Source organism: Croceivirga sp. ABH4_376 (genome assembly GCF_056160685.1).
Genome location: NZ_JBSWXQ010000003.1, coordinates 139,716 through 159,811, shown reverse-complemented (window position 1 = coordinate 159,811; position 20,096 = coordinate 139,716). Strand labels below are relative to the sequence as shown.

Below are 20,096 nucleotides of genomic sequence, written 5' to 3'. Positions count from 1 at the left end.
AGTATAACGATGAAAAAAAGTATATTCTTTATTCTGCTAATTGTAGTAAGCTTTGCGCAAGCTCAAAATCGTAAATCCAAAGGGGACGATTATTTCTTTTCTTATGCTTATGACAAGGCTATTGCGGCCTATGAGAAAGATATGGGCAAGGGATATGCCTTGGCTACGGAACAAAAATTGAATTTGGCAGATGCTTATTTTATGACCAAATCGTACAAAAAGGCAAACGAGTTGTATTTGCAATTGTTTGTTGATGATGTAAAATTGGGAGATAAGCGTATTAATCGTCTTTTTAGAAGCTTGGAGCAAACAGGAGATGTACAGCGTGTTAAGGAATTAATGGAGCATGATAGTATTGACCTTTCGCCACAACTAATAGAAAATATGGAATTTAATAATGACTTATTGTTCAATGATGTTGCAAAGGTTAATTTAGATTTCAACGTATTTGATATAGGTGCCAATACCGCTAAAGAAGATTTTTCACCCACGTTTTATAAAGACAAGCTTTTATTTACTTCAGCTCGCAAGCCATTAGGTAAAAAGATTGATGCGGCATCTGCTGGTTATCTAGATATTTTTGAGGGCGAAATAAAGGAAGATGGTACGCTTTCTAATATTTCAGGTTTTAAAGCCATAAAAAATTCAGAGTATCACGAAGCTACACCATTTTATTCCGAAAAGTTAAATGCTGTTTTTTACGTATTGTCCAACACTTTTGAAGGTGAGTTAGAATTTGATGAAAAAGGAAAAAATGCCCTGTCTATTGGTATGCAAAGAATAGATGGCGATTTTAGATACTTGTGGCGCGATTTAAGTACTTCTTTCTATTATCCCTATTATGATGAAAATACTGGAAGATTATACTTTGCAGCAGATTTTGGAGATGGTTATGGTGGTACGGATTTGTATTACGTAACCACCAATAATGGCCAGGTTATGAGTGCTCCGGTAAATTTAGGGCCTCGTGTAAATACTTTTGGTAACGAAATTGCACCCTACCTTTTTGAAGGTACCTTATATTTTGCTTCAGATATATTCTACGGTTTGGGCGGTATGGATATTTACAAAACGGAAGTAACGGACAACGACACCTATAGCATACCCGTAAATTTGGGAACCCAAATAAATTCAGAGAAAGATGATTTTGGATTTATCATACAAAACCATGGTGAAGGTTTACTTGGTTATTTCTCTTCTAATAGAGAAGGCGGTAAGGGTAGTGATGATATTTACGGTTTTCTTGTAGACGAAAAACCAGGTTTAAAAACATTTGTACTAAATGGTCAAATTAAAAATAACAACTCGGGTACTGGGGTGGCAGAGGCCTCAATTGCGTTATTAAATTTAGACGGAGAGGTATTAAAAGCGACTAAGGCAGATGCGGATGGAAATTATAGGATAGAGGTGCCATGGCAAGAAGGTATCACCGTTGAGGTTTTTAAAGAGAGATACTCCACCTATTTACAAAAATACTCTCAAGAAGAGATGGAAGGTCTGCAAGCAGCATCCTTTAATCCATCAATCGCCTTGTATGATGATTTAGTAACCGAAAAAGAGGGGCAAAAGGTAATTAAATTGCGCAAATTCTTTTTCCAAAGAGGTAGTAGTAAAATAACACCAGAAATTGCTGTGGAGTTGGATAAAGCTATTGAAGCCGTTAAATTTTTCCCCAACATGCAATTACGTATAGAAACCCATACGGATAGTAGGGGAGGTAGTGCAACCAATTTTAGAATAACACAAGCCCGTTCAGACGCTATTAAAAAGTACTTAATAGCCAATGGTATGCCAGCAAGTAATATATTATATTCCGTAGGTTATGGGGAAGATAAGATTCTTAACAATTGTACCAACGGTAAATTCTGTTTAGAAATGCTGCACCAACAGAACCAACGCTCCCTACTGGTAATACTTAATGATAATATCTTATTTGATTAGGATGGCTTAATAAGCCAAATTACATTCTGTACAACACTTAACTTGGCCGTAATAGGTTTCGCGGTATTTGTGTATCGTTTTGTAAGGTATACCGGCAATGTATTTTTTAATGTATGTTACTTTTGGGGAGAACATGCCCATTTTTTTAGAATAACGTCTTTCGTTTTTGGTCTCTCTCTTAATATAAATTAATCGCATAATTAAATTTGAACGTATAAAGGTTTAAGAAAATTCGCGCAAAGTCAAGTTTATTCTGTTAATCCTACTAAAAGAAGTGTTAAAACACCAAAATATAACAATAATAGAAGGAAAATGCGCTTAAAAATACAATCCCTAAATAGCTCAATCCTTTTAAGATGGCATTTGGTCGGTACTCTTTGGGAAAGTTGGATTGCGTTACCGTTTTTAGATTCATCCAACCTAAAATAGGAGCAAAAACAAAAGAAAAAAAGGTGGCTAGGGCTACTAAATTGCCCATATTGGCACTAAATTGGTAAATAACAAACCAATTAAGTAGGGCAAGCCCTATTGTCATATAGGCAAATCTATATTTTTGAACATTACGTTTTTGTGGTAAACTTAATTTTTCCACTATATCCAGGCTTACTCTTGCCAGTGCGTCGTGCGCCGTCATACAGGTACTAAACATAGTAGCTAAAGCCGATATAGCTATAAGACCGTAGGCCCAATTGCCCAAATATTGCGTGAACAAGGTAACAATTTGGTCGGCGAAAATAACTGCGCTCCCACTTAAGTCGGTGTTGGTGCCATACAAGGTTAAACAACCTATTGACAAGAAAAATAAGGCAAGTACACTAGTAATTACATATCCAATATTAAATTCCCTTAAGGCCTCTTTTATTGAGATTTTAGAACCTTTTAATCTTAATTTTTCTACACTCCACATACTTACCCAGCCAGATGCTTCTACAGCGGTAGGCATCCATCCCACCAAACCAATAAGAAACAAAATACCCATTTCATTAAAAACCGATGGTGCTGTAAAATCTTCTTTAGGAGTAACTTGTCCTTTGTTAAGTGCCATTAAGGTTACTACCAATAAGGCAATAAATAACATTGATACAATTAGTTTTAGCGATTGTTCCAATAATTTATAACGGCCGATAATTAAGAGAAAACTTATTGTAAAAAATAAAAGAAATGCCGCTAGATTTAAGCTAAGGTCGAGTTTTAAAAGATTTATAAGTAAACCAGCTGTAACCACATAAAGAGCTGCTAAAATGGTAAAGCAGCTTACTAATGTTATTATGCCATAACCATATAAAAAAGGCTTTCCTAGGTCCAAATAACCAGAAATAAGGGATTTTCTTGAAACATTGGTGTATCTAACCCCAAACTCAAAAAACGGGTATTTTAACAAGTTGGCTAAGACTATGGGTAAAATCATGACCCATCCGTATTGTGCGCCTGCTTTTGTGGATAATACCAAGTGGGAGGTGCCTATGGCCATACTAGCAAAAAGTATACCTGGGCCTAATTGTTTAAATAGGTGTTTAAGGTTGTTCATTCTAGCGAAAAATACAAACTAAAGTACTGTTTTTGACTAAGGTTTAGAAATACTATATTTATTTGTATTAAGGTAGTTGTTAAAGATGAAAACACTTAAGAAAATTATGATTTGGGTTTTGGCAATTGTTGGTGTGTTGGTATTAGGCTATGTAATGGGACCAAGGGTAAAAAGGCCCAACCTTAAACTGAAATCACCTAAAGTGACTAGGGATTTGCGTAAACTGGAAAAAACCATTAATGCTAGGGAAAAGCAGCTGAAAAATATAAAACCAGATAACCAAGCCCGTATTGTTTGGGCAGATAGCGTTCCTAAGAAAACGGCTTACAGTTTGGTGTATTTACACGGTTGGTCTGCCAGCCAAGCGGAAGGTGCTCCTTTACATATAGACACGGCAAAACGCTATGGTATGAACCTGTTTTTGCCTAGGTTGGCCGGTCACGGATTAGAGGAAGAAGACCCTATGGTGAATATGACCGCGGACCAACTTATTGTCTCTGCCAAAGAGGCAATTGCTATTGGCGAACAAATAGGGGAAAAGGTAATTGTAATGGGAACTTCAACAGGTGGTACTTTGGGGCTGTATCTTGCTAAAGAAAATAAGGCTATTCATAGTCTGTTGTTATATTCGCCCAATATTGAAATATTTGATGCTAGTGCTAAACTATTGGCCATGCCTTGGGGCTTGCAATTGGCTAAAATGGTAAAGGGTAGTGATTACCACGAATTTGATACCGAAATTGAGCTAAAGAATCAATATTGGACCACCAAATATCGTTTAGAAGCCCTTACCCATTTACAGGCCTTGGTAGATGATACCATGGAGCCAGAAACATTTGCTGCCGTTACCCAGCCTGTTTTTTTAGGATATTACTATAAAGACGAACTGCATCAAGATAGCGTTGTTTCCGTGCCAGCCATGTTAAACATGTTTGAGCAATTGGGTACTGCAGAAGAGAAAAAACAAAAATATGCTTTCCCCAATGCTGCTAATCATGTTATGACGTCTTACATAACATCTAAAGATTTAGAAGGCGTTAAGCAAAAAACGTATCGTTTTATAGAAACTATTTTAGGTATAGTGCCCAAGAAAGAATAGGTTAACAAAATCGATTGCATTAGATGTTTTTTATTTGGTATCTTGAATGTTCAAACAGATAAATTTAAACCAAAGACCAATGAAAAACACTGCTCGTACCATGCTATATGGTGCTCTAGTAACCTGCCTTTTTTTTTCTTGTAAACAAGAAGAAAAGACCACCATTCCGTGGCAACCACTATTTAACGGTGAAAACCTAGAAGGGTTTGCTAAAAAGGGAGGCAAAGCGGAATATACTGTAACGGATAATTCCATTGTGGGCACCACGCAGCACAACACCCCCAACACTTTTTTAACAACCAATAAATTGTACAGCGATTTTATCTTGGAACTAGAGGTAAAATTGGATTCCAGTATGAATTCTGGTATACAAATTAGAAGCAACAGTATTCCGGAATACATGAATGGTAGGGTTCATGGTTACCAAATAGAAATTGATCCATCTGACCGTGCTTGGAGTGGTGGTGTGTATGATGAAGCAAGAAGAGGCTGGCTGCATAACGTAGCAGATAACCCTGAGGGCCAAAAGGCATTTGATAAAACAGGATGGAACCATTACCGTATTGAAGCAATTGCCGATACCCTAAAAACTTGGGTTAATGGAATTCCCGTTGCACATTTGCTAGATGATAAAACGGCAGAAGGATTTATTGCCTTGCAGGTACACAGTATAGATAAATCACAAAAAGCAGGTACACAAGTACAATGGAGAAACCTGAATATACTAACCGAAAATCTATCTGAGTATAGTAAACCTTCGCCATTACCACTGAAGCATACTAAAAATCAATTGACGGATGCTGAAAAGCAAGCGGGTTGGCAGTTGCTTTGGGATGGGAAAACAACCAAGGGGTGGAAAGGTGCTAAGCTAGATGATTTTCCAGATAAAGGATGGGAAATAACTGATGGTACCCTTAAAGTTTTGGAAACCGGAGGAGGTGAGTCCACCGCTGGTGGGGATATTATTACCACAGATACTTATGCCAATTTTGAGTTTAAAGTAGACTTTAAAATTACAGAAGGCGCAAATAGTGGTATAAAATATTATGTGGATCCAGAATTGAATAAAGGTGAAGGTTCCGCGATTGGGCTGGAATTTCAAATTCTGGATGATGCCAGGCACCCGGATGCCAAATTGGGTAATCATGAGGGGAGCCGAACAATGGGATCCTTGTATGATTTAATCAAAGCAGACGAAAACAAATTGGTTAACCCTATTGGTGAGTGGAATACAGCTCATATAGTGGCTAGGGACAATAGCGTGACACACTACCTTAACCATCAAAAAATAGTGGAGTATGAACGAGGTTCAGCTGCTTATAAACAATTGGTTAATGAAAGTAAGTATGCCAAGTGGCCAAGTTTTGGCATGGTAGAGGCAGGCCCAATCTTACTACAAGACCATGGGCATGAAGTTTATTTCAAAAACATAAAAATCTTACCTGTTTCAACCAAATAACTATGAGTACAAGAAGAAATTTCATTAAAAAAAGCGGGGTAGGGGCTATAGGTTTAAGCGTAATACCTCAGATTAACACAGCCAACTGGTTATCTCCAAACGAACAAATAAATTGCGCTGTTATAGGGGTGCGTAGTAGGGCAAAGGCCCATGTAATCGCTATAAATGCAGATCTAAACGCAAAAATTATATACAATTGTGATGTAGATACAAAAATTTTAAAAGACCACTCCAAATGGTGTTTAGAAGAAATTGGCTATGTGCCTAAAGAAAGTACGGATTTTAGATTGGTTTTAGAAGATAAGGATGTAGATGCGGTCTTTATTGCAACTCCAGAGCACTGGCACGCGCCTATGGCCATTATGGCTTTACAGGCAGGTAAACATGTTTATGTAGAAAAACCTTGTAGCCATAACCCATGGGAAAATGATTTGCTCATGCAGGCCCAAAAGAAATATGGTAAAAAAGTTCAGATGGGAAACCAACAACGTTCTGCACAAACATCAATTAGCGCTATTAGAGATATTAAAAAGGGTATTATAGGTGAGGTATATAAAGGAGAGGCGTATTATTCTAATAACCGTGGAAGTATAGGAATAGGCCAAGAAGTACAAGTTCCGGAACATCTTAATTGGGATTTATGGCAAGGACCAGCTCCTAGAGAGAATTTTAGGGACAATGTGCATCCGTACAATTGGCATTGGTTCAAGACTTGGGGTACAGGAGAAATACATAACAATGGAACACACGAAATAGATATCTGTAGATGGGCGTTGGGGGTAAATGTACCTGCAACGGTAACATCTTTTGGTGGTAAATATACATATCAAGACGATTGGCAATTTGTAGATAATCAACAAGTAACGTATACCTTTCCAGACAACAAATTTATTACCTGGACCGGACATAGTAGGGGTATAATGAAACCAGAAAGACCTGGCCGTGGAGCAATTATTTATGGGAGTAAGGGTACAATAGAGTTGGATCGTAATTTTTACAAATTGTATGATTTAGGTGGTAATTTGATTAAACTGGAAAATGAGCCCAATCAAAGCGCTACAACAAACACCCAAGGTATAGGTGGTTTGGATGTAAACCATGTAGGGAACTTTTTTAAAGCGATTAGAGAAGATGTATCGTTGCATTCAGATATTCAAGATGCGGCAATTTCTACCCAATTATGCCATTTAGGCAATATGGCACAAGAGGCTGGCGAAACCTTAAAAATTGATGCGGCCACCGGTAAAATCAGCAATAATAAAAAAATTATGGAGCACTGGAAGCGCGACTATGAAAAAGGCTGGGAACCCAAATTATAATACTATTTAGCTAGCAAAAAACTAAATTTCTTGGGTAAACTGTGATTATTGGTTTACCCAAGAAAAATGTTGCTGGTTAATGGTATCTTTCTGTTCATGAATGTACGTAACAAAAACCTGTGCTACTGGCGAAAGTTTTTTCTTTTTAAGATAAACTAAATTCCATTCTGTAATAATTGGTAATCCTTTATAGGGTATAATGGAAATCTGTTCCATTTCTACCGCGTTTTTTATACCTATCATAGGCATAAAAATATAGCCCAAACCGGCTATCACAGCTTGCTTTAAAGCTTCGTTAGAGGTAAGTTCAATTTTCTTTTTTACTAATAGATCCTGCTGTTTAATAAAGCTTTCCATTGCATTTCTAGTGGCAGAGCCATATTCTCTAAACAGCAGTGGTTCGTTTTCAAAAATATTCTAGGCAGTTTGTGCATTGGTTATGTAGCAAATGATGCTCAGGCAGAGGGCATTAAACCATTTACCACGGATATTTTTAAAGGCTTTTTAGCGGTATTCTTATTGGATATGGGAATTACTAGTGGTAAAAAAATTGGTGCTTTACTAAAAAAGGGTTGGTTGGTATTGGTCTTTTCTATTGTGATTCCAATTATAAATGGAGTGCTCATAGCAAAGTTGTCTGGTTTGTTCTTAACAAATGACGGAGACCGATTTTTATTGTCAATTTTAGCAGCTAGTGCTTCGTATATAGCAGTGCCTGCCGCTATGCGCATTGCGGCTCCAAAGGCAAATCCAAGTTTGTACTTGCCTATGGCGTTGGCCATTACATTTCCTTTTAATATTACCTTGGGAATGCCGCTCTATATGTTTATGATAACTATGAAATAGCTAAATATAAAACATAGAAACAGCTGCGATTTCTAGTAGTACGTAAATCCCTTGATTACTGTTGCGTTTTCAAGGGATTTTTCATTGGTATTAAGGTTAACTGAATTATAATCACTTATTTAGTGGTTAATTAAACGGTTATAAAAAATGAGCAAAACATCTGGTTTAAACTTATTCCACAACGAGATTTCTTGTTACAAAAAGTTAGATTTTGAATTTGTAGGTAATTTAAAAGCTCGGCCGTTTAGTACCGAAGCATTTTATACTGTTTTAGAGCCCGAATTGAAAGATATAGATGCTTTAAATCTCAATTTAATTTCTGATACCGAACTAGAGATTAGCTTTTCACAAACTGAAAATATTACTATAGAATTGGATAGTTATAGGTTGGAACCAATTGAAGGTGCTGTAATCATCCATGCAAAGACATTGACGGGTGGTCTATATAAAATTTTAGCATTGTTCTCGGTATTAGGGCATGAGGTTGTGATAGATTGGAAAGGGAAGCATCATTTTTATAATTCGGAAACAATTCGTAATTATAATTCTGGACATTATCACTACACAGTTAATTGCAAGGCAGATTCGGTTCTTGCCTATATAGAAAAGGTTGTAGATGATTTTGCATGTAGTAATGATTATTGGCAACTTAATTTGTTTTTAGATCATTTAGAAATAGAAATAAACAACCACTCTAGTATTTTAAATAAAGAGACCAATATTAAAGTTGACCCTTTACTTTCAATAACCATTAAGGAATCCCAATTGCCGTTAAGTACTGTGCAAAATGCGACATGTAAGCAAGACCAAAGTTATTATTTCTTGAACCTGCCCGTAAAGAAGACAATTGGTATACTTGATAGCTTAATAAAGGAGTTGTCCCGTTTTGGCATCACAAATTATTTGGTTGTTTTTGATCCTATAAATCATCCATATTATGATTTTAGCGCAACTATTAGTAATGTAGACCTGGATAAAGTATTAGCATATTTGAAGCAATCCAATGAGCGGTTAAACGGAAGCCAAATTATTTTTGGAATTGAACAACTAGATAATAATGGAGCCCTTTTAAAGCGAAGTTGTACTACCGAATCAATAGAAGATGCTATTGTTATTACCCAGGGCGATATTACCCAAGGTCATATTTACTTGGGAAGCAGCTATCACGAAAGATTATATGAAACTTTAACAAGGGTAATAGCCACAAATTTCTGTCCTTGTTACCTACAAACAGAAGATTATCCATTTTACGTATTGCATAAGGATAATGATGACTTGGAATTGATTGGGCGCTACCTGAAAACCTTTACAGGATATAGCATTTGGTTTAAGGGCTTTAAAAAGGTATAAAATAAAAAACCCTTCAAAATCTTAAAGATTAAGAAGGGTCTTTGTACTCGGAGCGGGACTTGAACCCGCACGACCGCAATGGTCATTGGATTTTAAGTCCAACGTGTCTACCAATTCCACCATCCGAGCCTTTCGTAGGGTACCTAAAAATTTAGGTTGATAAAGTAACCTACAAAGCTGTTTGAACTTCAAACAAAAAAGGCTGCCACTCGAGCAGCGCAAGAGCGAAAAACGGGATTCGAACCCGCGACCTCCACCTTGGCAAGGTGATGCTCTACCAACTGAGCTATTTTCGCATGTTTAAGAACGTCATCGATTTTCCCGATGCGGATGCAAATTTAATACAATTCTTTAAAATGCAAAGCAATTTTTTAAGAAGTTGCTTTTTTCTTTTTGCTGAGCAAGCGTTTTATCTCATTCAGTTTCATCAAAGCTTCAACTGGAGTAAGCGTATCTATGTCTAAATGAAGTATTTCCTCTTTTATTTCTTCCAAAAGTGGGTCATCTAAATTAAAAAAGCTCAATTGCATTTCGTCTTGTGCTTCATCAATTTTTGCGGAGTTTTCTTCAGTTGCATGTGTTTTTTCAAGTTTTTTAAGAATTTTATTGGCCTTTAAAATTACTTGTTGTGGCATACCGGCCATCTTTGCAACATGTATTCCAAAACTGTGTTCTGAACCTCCTGGTACCAATTTTCTAAGAAATAGTACATTGTCTTTTAGCTCCTTAACAGAAACATTATAGTTTTTGATTCTATTAAAGCGATTGGTCATATCATTTAATTCATGATAGTGGGTGGCAAATAAGGTTTTTGCCTTAGAAGGGTGCTCGTGTAAATATTCTGTAATGGCCCATGCAATAGAGATACCGTCATAGGTGCTGGTACCCCGTCCTATTTCATCCAATAGAATTAAACTGTTTTCAGAAAGATTATTTAAGATAGAGGCTGTTTCGTTCATTTCTACCATAAAGGTAGATTCGCCCATAGAGATATTATCGCTAGCCCCAACTCTTGTGAAAATTTTATCTACCAAGCCAATTTCTGCTTCTGCGGCAGGTACAAAACTTCCCATTTGGGCAAGTAAAACAATTAGTGCGGTTTGTCTTAATATGGCCGATTTACCACTCATGTTTGGACCGGTAATCATAATTATTTGTTGGTCTTCCCGGTTCAGGTAAACGTCATTCGTTATATAGCTTTCACCTAACGGCAATTGTTTTTCTATTACCGGGTGTCTACCTTCTTTGATAGATAGCGTACTGGTATTGCTAACCTTAGGCTTGTTATAATTGTTTTCTGTTGCTAGCTGGGCAAACCCGCCAAGACAATCTAATTGTGCAATTAGATGTGCATTGGCCTGTACGGGGCTTATGTATTCTTGCATCCAAACCAATAATTGGGAAAAGAGCTGTTGTTCTAAACTTAAAATACGCTCTTCAGCGCCTAATATTTTAGCTTCGTATTCTTTTAATTCTTCTGTAATATAGCGTTCTGCATTTACCAAAGTTTGTTTGCGTACCCATGAGGTGGGCACTTTACTTTTATGGGAATTGCGGACTTCTATATAGTAACCAAACACATTGTTAGAGGCTATTTTTAAAGAAGTAATACCAGTAGCTTCGCTTTCGCGTTGTAGCATTTGGTCTAAATAATCTTTGCTAGAAAAAGCTAATGCACGCAATTCGTCCAATTCTTGGGAATAGCCCTTGGCTATAGTTTCGCCTTTAGAAATTTGTATGGGAGCCTCGTCACTTAAAGTGCTGCTTATTTTTTCAAATAAGGCGGGCAATGGGTCAATTTGCTCACCAAAGTTTAAAAGGGCAGGGTCCGTACTTTCAACGCATAGTTTTTTTATAGGAACTAAAGCGGCCAATGAGTTTTTTAATTGAACTACTTCTTTCGGATTTATTTTACCAGTGGCCACCTTAGAAATTAGACGCTCCAAATCGCCCATTTCTTTTATATGTGCCCTTAACTGGGTTAACACCGTATTGTTTTTGGTCAAATAATCTACCACCTCTAAACGGCCATTAATCTTCTCCTTATTTTTAAGGGGTAAGGCCAACCAACGTTTTAAGTTTCTGCCGCCCATTGGAGAAATGGTTTTATCAATTACCTGTAGCAGCGTAACGGCATTTAGGTTGTTACTTCCGTACAACTCTAAATTACGAATGGTAAAACGGTCCATCCAAACAAATTCTTCTTCCGCAATACGTTGTAACTTGCTTATGTGTTGTAGTTGGTTGTGTTGTGTTTCGGATAAATAGTGTAAAATGGCACCAGAAGCAATTGTACCGCATTGTAGGTGATCTACCCCAAAGCCCTGCAAGGAATTTGTTTTAAAATGACCATTTAATTTTTCTTGTGTATAATCTTCTTGAAAAACCCAATCTTCCAACAAAAAGGTGTGTAGTTTAGTTCCAAAACTTTCACTGAATTCTTTTCTACATTTTTTTGAAATAAGTATTTCATTGGGGCCAAAATTCTGTAGTAATTTATCTATTTGTGCAATAGAACCCTCGGCGGTTAAAAATTCGCCTGTAGAAATATCTAAAAAAGCTATACCTAGTTTTTTTCTGCCAAAATGTACAGCAGCTAAAAAATTATTGCTTTTGGCGTTTAGAATGTCATCGTTAAGTGCAACTCCAGGTGTTACCAATTCCGTAACACCGCGTTTAACTATAGTCTTGGTTTGTTTTGGGTCTTCTAATTGGTCACAAATGGCAACACGTTCACCTGCCTTTACCAATTTAGGTAAATACGTATTTAAAGAGTGGTGTGGAAAACCGGCCAATTCCGTTTGGTCTCCTCCATTGTTTCTATGGGTTAAAACTATACCTAATATTTGAGCGGCTTTTATGGCGTCTTCTCCAAATGTTTCATAAAAATCTCCTACACGAAAAAGTAATAAAGCATCTGGATGCTTGGTCTTGATTGCATTGTATTGCTGCATCAAAGGCGTTACTTTTTTTGTCTTCTTACCGGCCACGCTTACTTCAATTTTAATTAGGTCTTTCGAAAATATGAAGTTGCCAAGGTTTCTTGTAGTTTTGTTGATATTTACACCTTAAAAGTGAATAATTAATGCGAAAGTTGGCTAATGAGGAGTTAGACCGTTTGGATGTGGCCGCATTTAAAGCCGCCGATAAACTACCGGTAATACTTGTTCTTGATAACATTAGAAGTTTAAATAATATCGGTTCTGTTTTTAGAACCGCAGATGCTTTTTTAATACAGAAAATCTATTTGTGTGGTATTACGGCTAAGCCACCGCATAAGGATATTAACAAAACAGCACTTGGAGCAACGGAAAGTGTAGCTTGGGAGTATGTAGAAGATACCTTGGCTTTGGTAAAGAGGCTGCAAGAAGATGGCGTAGTTGTGGCGGCTTTGGAACAGGCTGAAAATGCAACCTTATTGAATAATTTTAAATTAGATGCCAACCAAGAATATGCTTTTGTGTTTGGTAACGAAGTTAAAGGGGTGCAACAAAGTGTGGTGAGCCAAGCAGATGTGGTGTTGGAAATTCCCCAATTTGGTACCAAACATTCCTTAAATATTTCGGTTAGTACTGGAGTTGTAGTGTGGGATATCTGGAATAAACTTAAGGGGTAAAAACAAAAAACCCCGGTAAAAACCGGGGATAACATATAGTTTGAGTTAGTTAGTTTCTGACTTAACAGGCCGCTAATAAATGAAAACCTTTTGTTAAATCCAAATATTTTCTAAAAATTATCTTAAGAGTATTTAGATAGGATTTTGGTTTCTATTGCGTCTAGAATTATTTCATAATCCGCTCTATTTTCTACAAAGTCAAGGTCTTGCATATCTATAATAAGTGCGTTCTGCTCTGGATAACTCTTAAGGAAATCCATATAGCTTTTATTAATAGTGTTAAGGTAATCTGGCTTAATGTCTTGTTCATAAGCCCGGCCACGCTTTTGTATTTGCTCCAGAAGTCTTTCCGTATTTTGATAAAGGTAAACGTACACATCTGGTTTTCTTACCTCTTTATACATTACGTTAAACACCCTTCGGTACAAATCAAACTCATCTTGTTGTAAAGTTACTTTTGCAAATATTAAAGACTTAAAAATATCATAATCGCTAACCATAAACTGTTTGAATAAATCAAACTGGCTGGTGTCGTCCATAAATTGCTGGTAACGGTCGGCTAAAAAAGACATTTCTAATGCAAAAGCATACCTGTTTTGATCTTTATAGAATTTGGGTAAAAATGGGTTGTCCGCAAACCGTTCCAATACCAGTTTGGCATTGAATTCATCAGCAATCATTTGGCTCAATGTGGTTTTTCCGGCGCCAATATTTCCTTCTATGGAAATAAGTTGTAACCTAGAAAAAAAATGATTCCGGTCTTTATAGAGTTTAAGTTTCGTTTTTGTTAATGGGTTCTTATCTCGCAGTTCCATCAATAAATTACGGGTGTCTTTTTGCAATATGGGATGGTAAAACTGCGGTGCTATATCTGCCAATGGTTTAAGTACAAAGCTGCGCTCTTGCAATCTTGGGTGTGGCAGGGTCAAATCCTCGTTATTTACAATGTCTTCTCCATAATACAAGATGTCTAAATCTATTTGTCTAGAAACATAGCCTTGGCCTGCTAAACGCTCGCGGCCCATTTCTTTTTCCAATTGTAGCAATTGGGCAAGAACTTGATTAGGGCCAAATTTGGTGTTTAAGGAAAGGCAGGCATTGTAAAAAAGACCGCCTTCAAACCCTACCGCCTCGTTTTCATAAATGGCAGAAATCTCCAATACCGGCCCCAAGCGCTTGCCCATTTCAAAAATGGCTTTTTGTAAATGAACATAGCGGTTTCCTGTATTGCTGCCTATGGAGATGTAAACGGTTTTTTCTGTACTCATAATACCAATCAACAAAGTAAATAAAAGATGGGCACATTGGTTATCTTTGAGGCTTAAATAAATTCTAAATGAAATTCTTAAGAAATCTATTGGCCGCAATTATTGGCTGTTTAATTGCTTTTGGTATTCTCTTCGTCATGTTTATATTATTTACCGCCTTATTGGGTAGTGCTGGGGAAGAAGTAAGCGTAAAGGATAATACTGTTCTTGAACTAAGCTTTGAAGAACCTATATATGATTACCAAGGTGGCGACATGGAAGACCCTTTTTCCGCGCTTTTCGAACAAGGCCAGGGTTTAGATAAGATTTTACATGCTATAGCGGTAGCTAAAACAGACGATAGAATTAAAGGGATTAGTATAAATTCTGGATTTCTGTTGGCTGGTTTGGCACAAACCCAAGAAATTAGAAGGGCTTTAAACGATTTCAAAGGTTCGGGTAAGTTTGTCTACAGTTATTCGGATTTTTATGCCCAACAAGATTATTATTTAAGTAGTGTTGCAGACAAGGTGTATTTAAATCCGCAAGGGATTTTAGATTTTAGAGGTTTGGCTTCAGAGGTATTATATTTTAAAGATTTACAAGAAAAAACGGGTCTTAAAATGGAAGTAGTGCGCCATGGCAAATATAAAAGTGCAGTTGAACCTTTTCTGGAAAATGAAATGAGCGATAACAACCGTACCCAACTTAAAGAGCTATTGACTTCCATTTGGAACGTAATGTTGGAAGATGTAAGTAAAAGTAGGTCGCTAAGCGTTTCTCAATTAAACACTATTGCAGATACGCTTGGTGGTAGAACCGCTGTAATGGCAAAGAATGTTGGTTTGCTAGATGATTTGCTGTATGTAGACGAATATGAAGATAGAATTAAAGACGCCTTAGCGGTTTCCTCATCGGAAGAAATAAATTATGTTGCCTTGGATAAGTATATTAAATATGCTGATAAAAAGAATAAGCCAAAAGGTGATAACGCTATAGCCGTGATTTATGCACAAGGAGAAATTATCTATGGAGAAGGGGGTAAAAGTAGCATTGGGCAAGGTGTAATGGAAAAGGCATTAAGTAAAGCTCGTGAAGACGATAAGGTTAAAGCGGTAGTTTTACGTGTAGATTCTCCGGGGGGCAGCTCATTGGTGTCCGATATAATTTGGAGAGAGGTAGCCTTGACCAAGGCAAAGAAACCGGTGGTAGTTTCATTTGGAAACGTGGCCGCTTCTGGAGGTTATTACATCGCTGCTGGAGCCGATAAGATCTTTGCGGAACCAACATCCATTACAGGGTCTATAGGAGTATTTGGAACCATACCCAACGCGCACGAATTGGCCAATGATATTGGTATTAATGCGGAGCAGGTTGGCACCAATGCTAATTCTGTGGAATATTCCGTATTTGAACCAATGACGGATACGTTTAGAATGCATGTAAAGGAAAGTATAGAACAAACCTATGATACCTTTTTGCAACGTGTGGCAGATGGTAGGGGAATGACTAAAGAAGCTGTTAATGATATTGCTCAAGGTAGAGTGTGGAGTGGTGTGGATGCCAAAGCAAATGGCTTGGTAGATGAGTTGGGCGATATGCAAGATGCTATTGCCGAAGCAGCTGAAATGGCAGGGCTTAAAACCTATGGAGTTAAAAAGTTTCCAAAATACAAATCGGAATTTGAGCGTATGATGGAAGATTTAAGCTCTGCTAAAATTAAATTGGGAGAAGCAATTATAAAAGAAGAACTAGGTGAGGATACCTATGGCAGGCTAAAAGACTTAAAATCGTTTACGGAGCAAAAAGGAATACAGGCCAGAATGCCTTACACCTTAAAGATTAAATAGTTTAGAATGAAGCCTAAAGACCAAAAATTAGCTTTTAAGCTTTACTTATACATGGGGGCTTTGTTCATAACCTCATTGGTGGTCTCTAATTTAATTTTCCAGAAGTTTTTTTATTGGCAGCCGTTTGGTGATATAATGGTTTTTGGAGCCCCACTGTTTGAGATTTCTGTTGGTATTTTACCCTATCCGGTCACATTTTTAATTACCGACTTGATTTCGGAAATTTTTGGTCAAAAAAAGGCAAATCAAATAGTTACCGCGGGTATTTTTGCGTCTTTTTTCTCCATGCTCATTATTTTGGTGGCCAATTATGCCCCAGCCATACCTGCTAGCCCGGTGGGGGATGAAACTTTCACCAATGTGTTTGGTTTATCTCCTTTAGGGGTTTTGGCCTCTATGTTAGCGTACCTTTTTGCACAATACATAGATATTTCTATCTATCATTTTTGGAAACGGCTAACAAAGGGTAGATACCTATGGGTACGTAATAATTTTAGTACGTTTGCTTCGCAATTTGTAGATACGTTCACCGTAGTAGGCCTGTTGTGTATATTTGGAGTTTTGCCTTGGGATAAATTTTATGGCTTAATCATCAGTGGATTCCTTTTTAAGGTATTTATCGCCATTCTGGACACCCCTTTGCTGTATTTCTTCGTATATGTAATACGTAAAAGATTTAACTTAAAAATAGGAGAGGAAATTACCTTGGCTAATAGCTAACTCCTTATTTTGTTTAAAAGATTCTTCGGTTATGAAAAAAAGAGTTCTTAAAGTTATAGGCATACTATTTTTAGTGGTACTTGCATTGGTTATTGCGTTACCTTTTTTTCTAGAAGGTAAAATTGCCACTATAATTAAAAATAAGGTGAATCAAAACATCAATGCTACTTTAGATTTTGATGAAGCCAATTTAAGTCTGATAAAAAGTTTTCCAAATGCACATGTTGGATTAAAGGGTATTCGTTTAACCAACAAAGAACCTTTTGTGGGCGATACACTTTTTAAAGCTCAAGATTTAGCTTTGAGCATGAGTATTAAGGAGTTGTTCAAAGGGGCAGAAGAGCCAATAGGTATAGATAAATTTACCTTGGAAGGAGCCAGATTACATATAAAAGTAGATAGTTTAGGCAACGCCAATTACGACATTGCCAAAGAGACGACTTCTACTAATGCTTCAGAAACGGCTGCAGATAGCAGTTTTAGCTTTGATTTGAAAGGGTACTCCATTAAAGATTCAAAGGTTATCTACGACGATTTTTCAACAGGAATGCACTTAGAAGTGTTGGAAATGAATCATGAAGGTACCGGTGATTTATCTTTGGAAAAATCAGAATTAGATACACATACCGATGCTTTAGTCTCTTTTGAATTGGATAAAACCAAATACCTGAACAAGAACAAGGTGGCCTTGGATGCCTTATTAGAAATAGATTTAGCAACCAATACCTATTCATTCTTGGAAAATAAAGCCTTGGTAAATCAGTTGCCATTGGTGTTTGATGGTTCTATAAAAATTAACCCAGATAACCAAGAGGTAGATATTACGTTTAAAACACCATCTTCAGATTTTAAAAACTTTTTGGCGGTAATTCCAGAAATCTACTCCAAAAACATAGAAAACGTAAGTACAACGGGTAATTTTGAAATTAATGGTAGGTTTAACGGAATAGTTGATGAAACACACATCCCAAAATTCAACATAAACCTTAAATCGGATAACGCTTCTTTTAAATATCCAGACTTACCAAAATCGGTTCAAAATGTATTTATAGATACCAAAATCAATAATGAAACGGGTATTACGGAAGATACTTATGTAAATATAGACAAGCTTAGTTTTAAAATTGATCAAGACCAGTTCAATGTTAATGCTAAGATTAGGGATTTGCTGGGTAATACAAAGGTTAATGCACATATGGATGGTAAAATGAATTTAGCCAATATCTCTAGGGCCTATCCTGTGCCAGCAGATTTAAATTTATCTGGTATTTTAACAGCAGATGTTACCACGGCCTTTGACATGGCTTCAATAGAAAGGAAGGCCTATAGTAACACCAAGACTAACGGCACAGCAAGTCTAACAGGGTTTAATTACAATTCTGAGGAAATGAAAAATCCTGTAGCCATTAGCGAAGCCGGATTAACCTTTAACCCTACAACGGTAACCGTTACCAGCTTCAAAGGTAAAACAGGTAAAACGGATTTTAATGCTTCAGGTACGTTAACTAATCTGTTAGGTTATCTTTTTAACGATGAAAATATAGAGGGTAATTTTAAGCTAAATTCTAATACATTTTCGGTGAATGATTTTATGGTAGATGAAGCGGTAGCTACCACGGAAGAAGTTGCCAATAATAATCCAGAAGTGGCTTCGGAAACCACGGAGAGGATAAAAATCCCTTCGTTTTTAGATTGTACCGTAGCTGCTAACGCCAATACGGTATTATACGATAATCTTACTTTAAAAGATGTATCTGGTAGCTTGTTTATTAAAGATGAATCCGTTGTTTTGGAGAATTTAACCTCCTCTATATTCAACGGTAAATTAGGACTTAACGGGAAAGTTTCTACCAAAGGCCCAATAACTACTTTTGACGTTGCACTAGGAATGAATCAGATACAGATTGGTGAATCTTTTAAAGCTCTGGATTTGTTCAAGGTATTGGCTCCTGTGGCTAATGCATTGCAAGGAACATTTAATACGGACATTAAGTTGGCAGGTAATTTAAATGATGACATGACACCTATTTTAGGTTCTTTAACTGGAGATTTATTGGCTCAATTATTAGCTACTGAAATTAATGAAGAAAGTGCCCCTTTGCTTACGGCATTGGACCGTAAGTTAAATTTTGTAAACTTGGGGCAATTGGATTTAAAGGACTTGAAAACCAAATTGTCTTTTGAGGATGGTAAAGTTTCCGTTAAACCTTTTGATATAAAATATAAGGATATTACAATAAACGTAGCGGGGAGCCATTCTTTTGATAAAAATCTAGATTATAAAGCGGTACTTAACGTGCCTGCAAAATATTTGGGAGATGAGGTAAATAATTTAATTGCAAGAATAGACGATGCCAGTCTTGAAAATTTAACCATTCCTGTTACAGCAAATGTTGGTGGGGCCTATACTGCACCAAAAGTGGAAACGGATTTAACATCTGGGGTAAAACAGTTAACCACTAAGTTGGTAGAGATTGAAAAGCAAAAGCTAGTAAATAAAGGTAAGGATAAGGCTAAAGATTTACTGGGTAACCTACTTAATCAGAACAAAGATTCAATACAAAAAGATACTGCTGCTACAAACGCAAGTACGGTCAAGAATGTATTGGGTAGCTTGTTAGGAGGTGAAAAAAAATCCAAAGATTCTACGGTAATTAAGACAGATTCTACTGCCACTAAAAATGAGGCCGTAAAAGATGCAGCTAAAGATATTTTAGGTGGTCTTTTGGGTAATAAAAAGAAAAAGAAAGATACGGTTAAATAAAACTAACCTATCCAATTCTGGTTCCATTAGGAACTTTTCTCTCTGGCTGTAGTAAGGTTACTTCTTTGTTGTTGCCTACCGCTCCCATTACCAAACATTCGCTCATAATTGTGGCTATTTGTTTGGGAGGAAAATTAACCACGGCTATTACCTGTTTGCCAATTAACTCCTCTGGTCTATACAGTACGGTTATTTGTGCAGATGTTTTTTTGACCCCCAATTTTGGACCAAAGTCTACTTGCATTTTGTATGCTGGGTTTCTGGCCTCTTTAAATAGTTCTGCGCTCAGAATAGTGCCTACACGCATTTCTACCTGCATAAACTGGTTCCAGCTTAAGTTGTTATTACTTTCCATTT

The 20,096-nt window shown here is 36.8% G+C and carries 14 protein-coding genes, 2 tRNA genes and 1 pseudogene; 10 read left to right on the top strand and 7 right to left on the bottom strand.

All coding sequences use genetic code 11. The features are described 5' to 3' along the window. The first annotated feature begins 9 nt into the window (after nt 1-9). Nucleotides 10-1,941: an OmpA family protein gene (locus ACXAGS_RS09210; protein WP_474906264.1), complete on the top strand. Its 1,932-nt coding sequence runs from the start codon at nt 10-12 to the stop codon at nt 1,939-1,941. A gap of 277 nt (nt 1,942-2,218) precedes the next feature. On the opposite strand, the gene ACXAGS_RS09205 is transcribed toward ACXAGS_RS09210, so the two are convergent. After that, nucleotides 2,219-3,469, bottom strand: coding sequence for an NRAMP family divalent metal transporter (locus ACXAGS_RS09205; protein WP_474906263.1), 1,251 nt, complete (start codon nt 3,467-3,469; stop codon nt 2,219-2,221). 85 nt (nt 3,470-3,554) lie between these two features. On the opposite strand from ACXAGS_RS09205, the gene ACXAGS_RS09200 reads away from it, so the two are divergent. From ACXAGS_RS09200 to ACXAGS_RS09190, 3 genes are all read left to right on the top strand, one after another. Beyond that, a complete protein-coding gene (locus ACXAGS_RS09200) occupies nt 3,555-4,568 on the top strand; it encodes an alpha/beta hydrolase (protein ID WP_474906262.1) in 1,014 nt (337 codons plus the stop codon). Between the two features lie 79 nt (nt 4,569-4,647). Beyond that, a complete protein-coding gene (locus ACXAGS_RS09195; RefSeq protein ID WP_474906261.1) occupies nt 4,648-6,027 on the top strand; it encodes a 3-keto-disaccharide hydrolase in 1,380 nt (459 codons plus the stop codon). A 2-nt stretch (nt 6,028-6,029) separates the two neighbouring features. After that, the gene (locus tag ACXAGS_RS09190) at nt 6,030-7,346 is read left to right on the top strand and encodes a Gfo/Idh/MocA family protein (protein ID WP_474906260.1); all 1,317 of its coding nucleotides are present in this window, start codon (nt 6,030-6,032) and stop codon (nt 7,344-7,346) included. A gap of 45 nt (nt 7,347-7,391) precedes the next feature. Here the strand turns inward: ACXAGS_RS09190 and ACXAGS_RS09185 are convergent, their stop codons facing one another. Next, complete coding sequence (locus ACXAGS_RS09185) at nt 7,392-7,703, bottom strand: LysR substrate-binding domain-containing protein (RefSeq protein WP_474906259.1); 312 nt, start codon at nt 7,701-7,703, stop codon at nt 7,392-7,394. 57 nt (nt 7,704-7,760) lie between these two features. Between ACXAGS_RS09185 and ACXAGS_RS09180 the strand changes: the two are divergent. Together ACXAGS_RS09180 and ACXAGS_RS09175 are read left to right on the top strand one after the other, a co-directional pair. Then, nucleotides 7,761-8,192, top strand: a pseudogene (locus ACXAGS_RS09180) (sodium-dependent bicarbonate transport family permease); the annotation flags it as partial. A 147-nt stretch (nt 8,193-8,339) separates the two neighbouring features. After that, complete coding sequence (locus ACXAGS_RS09175) at nt 8,340-9,542, top strand: hypothetical protein (RefSeq protein WP_474906258.1); 1,203 nt, start codon at nt 8,340-8,342, stop codon at nt 9,540-9,542. Nucleotides 9,543-9,586: 44 nt separating this feature from the next. On the opposite strand, the gene ACXAGS_RS09170 is transcribed toward ACXAGS_RS09175, so the two are convergent. From ACXAGS_RS09170 to mutS, 3 genes are all read right to left on the bottom strand, one after another. After that, nucleotides 9,587-9,671, bottom strand: a tRNA-Leu gene (locus ACXAGS_RS09170). Nucleotides 9,672-9,765: 94 nt separating this feature from the next. Next, nucleotides 9,766-9,838, bottom strand: a tRNA-Gly gene (locus ACXAGS_RS09165). Between the two features lie 75 nt (nt 9,839-9,913). Next, on the bottom strand, nt 9,914-12,496 hold the full coding sequence (gene mutS, locus ACXAGS_RS09160) for a DNA mismatch repair protein MutS (RefSeq protein WP_474906257.1): 2,583 nt from the start codon (nt 12,494-12,496) through the stop codon (nt 9,914-9,916). A gap of 131 nt (nt 12,497-12,627) precedes the next feature. Between mutS and ACXAGS_RS09155 the strand changes: the two genes are divergently transcribed. Then, nucleotides 12,628-13,158: an RNA methyltransferase gene (locus ACXAGS_RS09155; protein ID WP_474906256.1), complete on the top strand. Its 531-nt coding sequence runs from the start codon at nt 12,628-12,630 to the stop codon at nt 13,156-13,158. 122 nt (nt 13,159-13,280) lie between these two features. Here the strand turns inward: ACXAGS_RS09155 and folK are convergent, their stop codons facing one another. Continuing rightward, nucleotides 13,281-14,426 carry a 2-amino-4-hydroxy-6-hydroxymethyldihydropteridine diphosphokinase gene (gene folK / locus ACXAGS_RS09150; protein ID WP_474906255.1) on the bottom strand — a complete coding sequence of 382 codons (1,146 nt, stop codon included), beginning with the start codon at nt 14,424-14,426 and terminating at the stop codon, nt 13,281-13,283. Between the two features lie 68 nt (nt 14,427-14,494). On the opposite strand from folK, the gene sppA reads away from it, so the two are divergent. The 3 genes from sppA to ACXAGS_RS09135 are packed head-to-tail and all read left to right on the top strand — an operon-like array spanning nt 14,495 to nt 19,739. Continuing rightward, nucleotides 14,495-16,255: a signal peptide peptidase SppA gene (gene sppA, locus ACXAGS_RS09145; RefSeq protein WP_474906254.1), complete on the top strand. Its 1,761-nt coding sequence runs from the start codon at nt 14,495-14,497 to the stop codon at nt 16,253-16,255. Nucleotides 16,256-16,261: 6 nt separating this feature from the next. Continuing rightward, nucleotides 16,262-16,975 carry a queuosine precursor transporter gene (locus tag ACXAGS_RS09140; protein WP_474906253.1) on the top strand — a complete coding sequence of 238 codons (714 nt, stop codon included), beginning with the start codon at nt 16,262-16,264 and terminating at the stop codon, nt 16,973-16,975. Between the two features lie 31 nt (nt 16,976-17,006). Further along, nucleotides 17,007-19,739, top strand: coding sequence for an AsmA family protein (locus ACXAGS_RS09135; protein WP_474906252.1), 2,733 nt, complete (start codon nt 17,007-17,009; stop codon nt 19,737-19,739). Between the two features lie 7 nt (nt 19,740-19,746). On the opposite strand, the gene ACXAGS_RS09130 is transcribed toward ACXAGS_RS09135, so the two are convergent. After that, nucleotides 19,747-20,094, bottom strand: a complete 348-nt coding sequence (locus ACXAGS_RS09130) for a tRNA-binding protein (RefSeq protein ID WP_474906251.1) — start codon at nt 20,092-20,094, stop codon at nt 19,747-19,749. Nucleotides 20,095-20,096 lie beyond the last annotated feature (2 nt).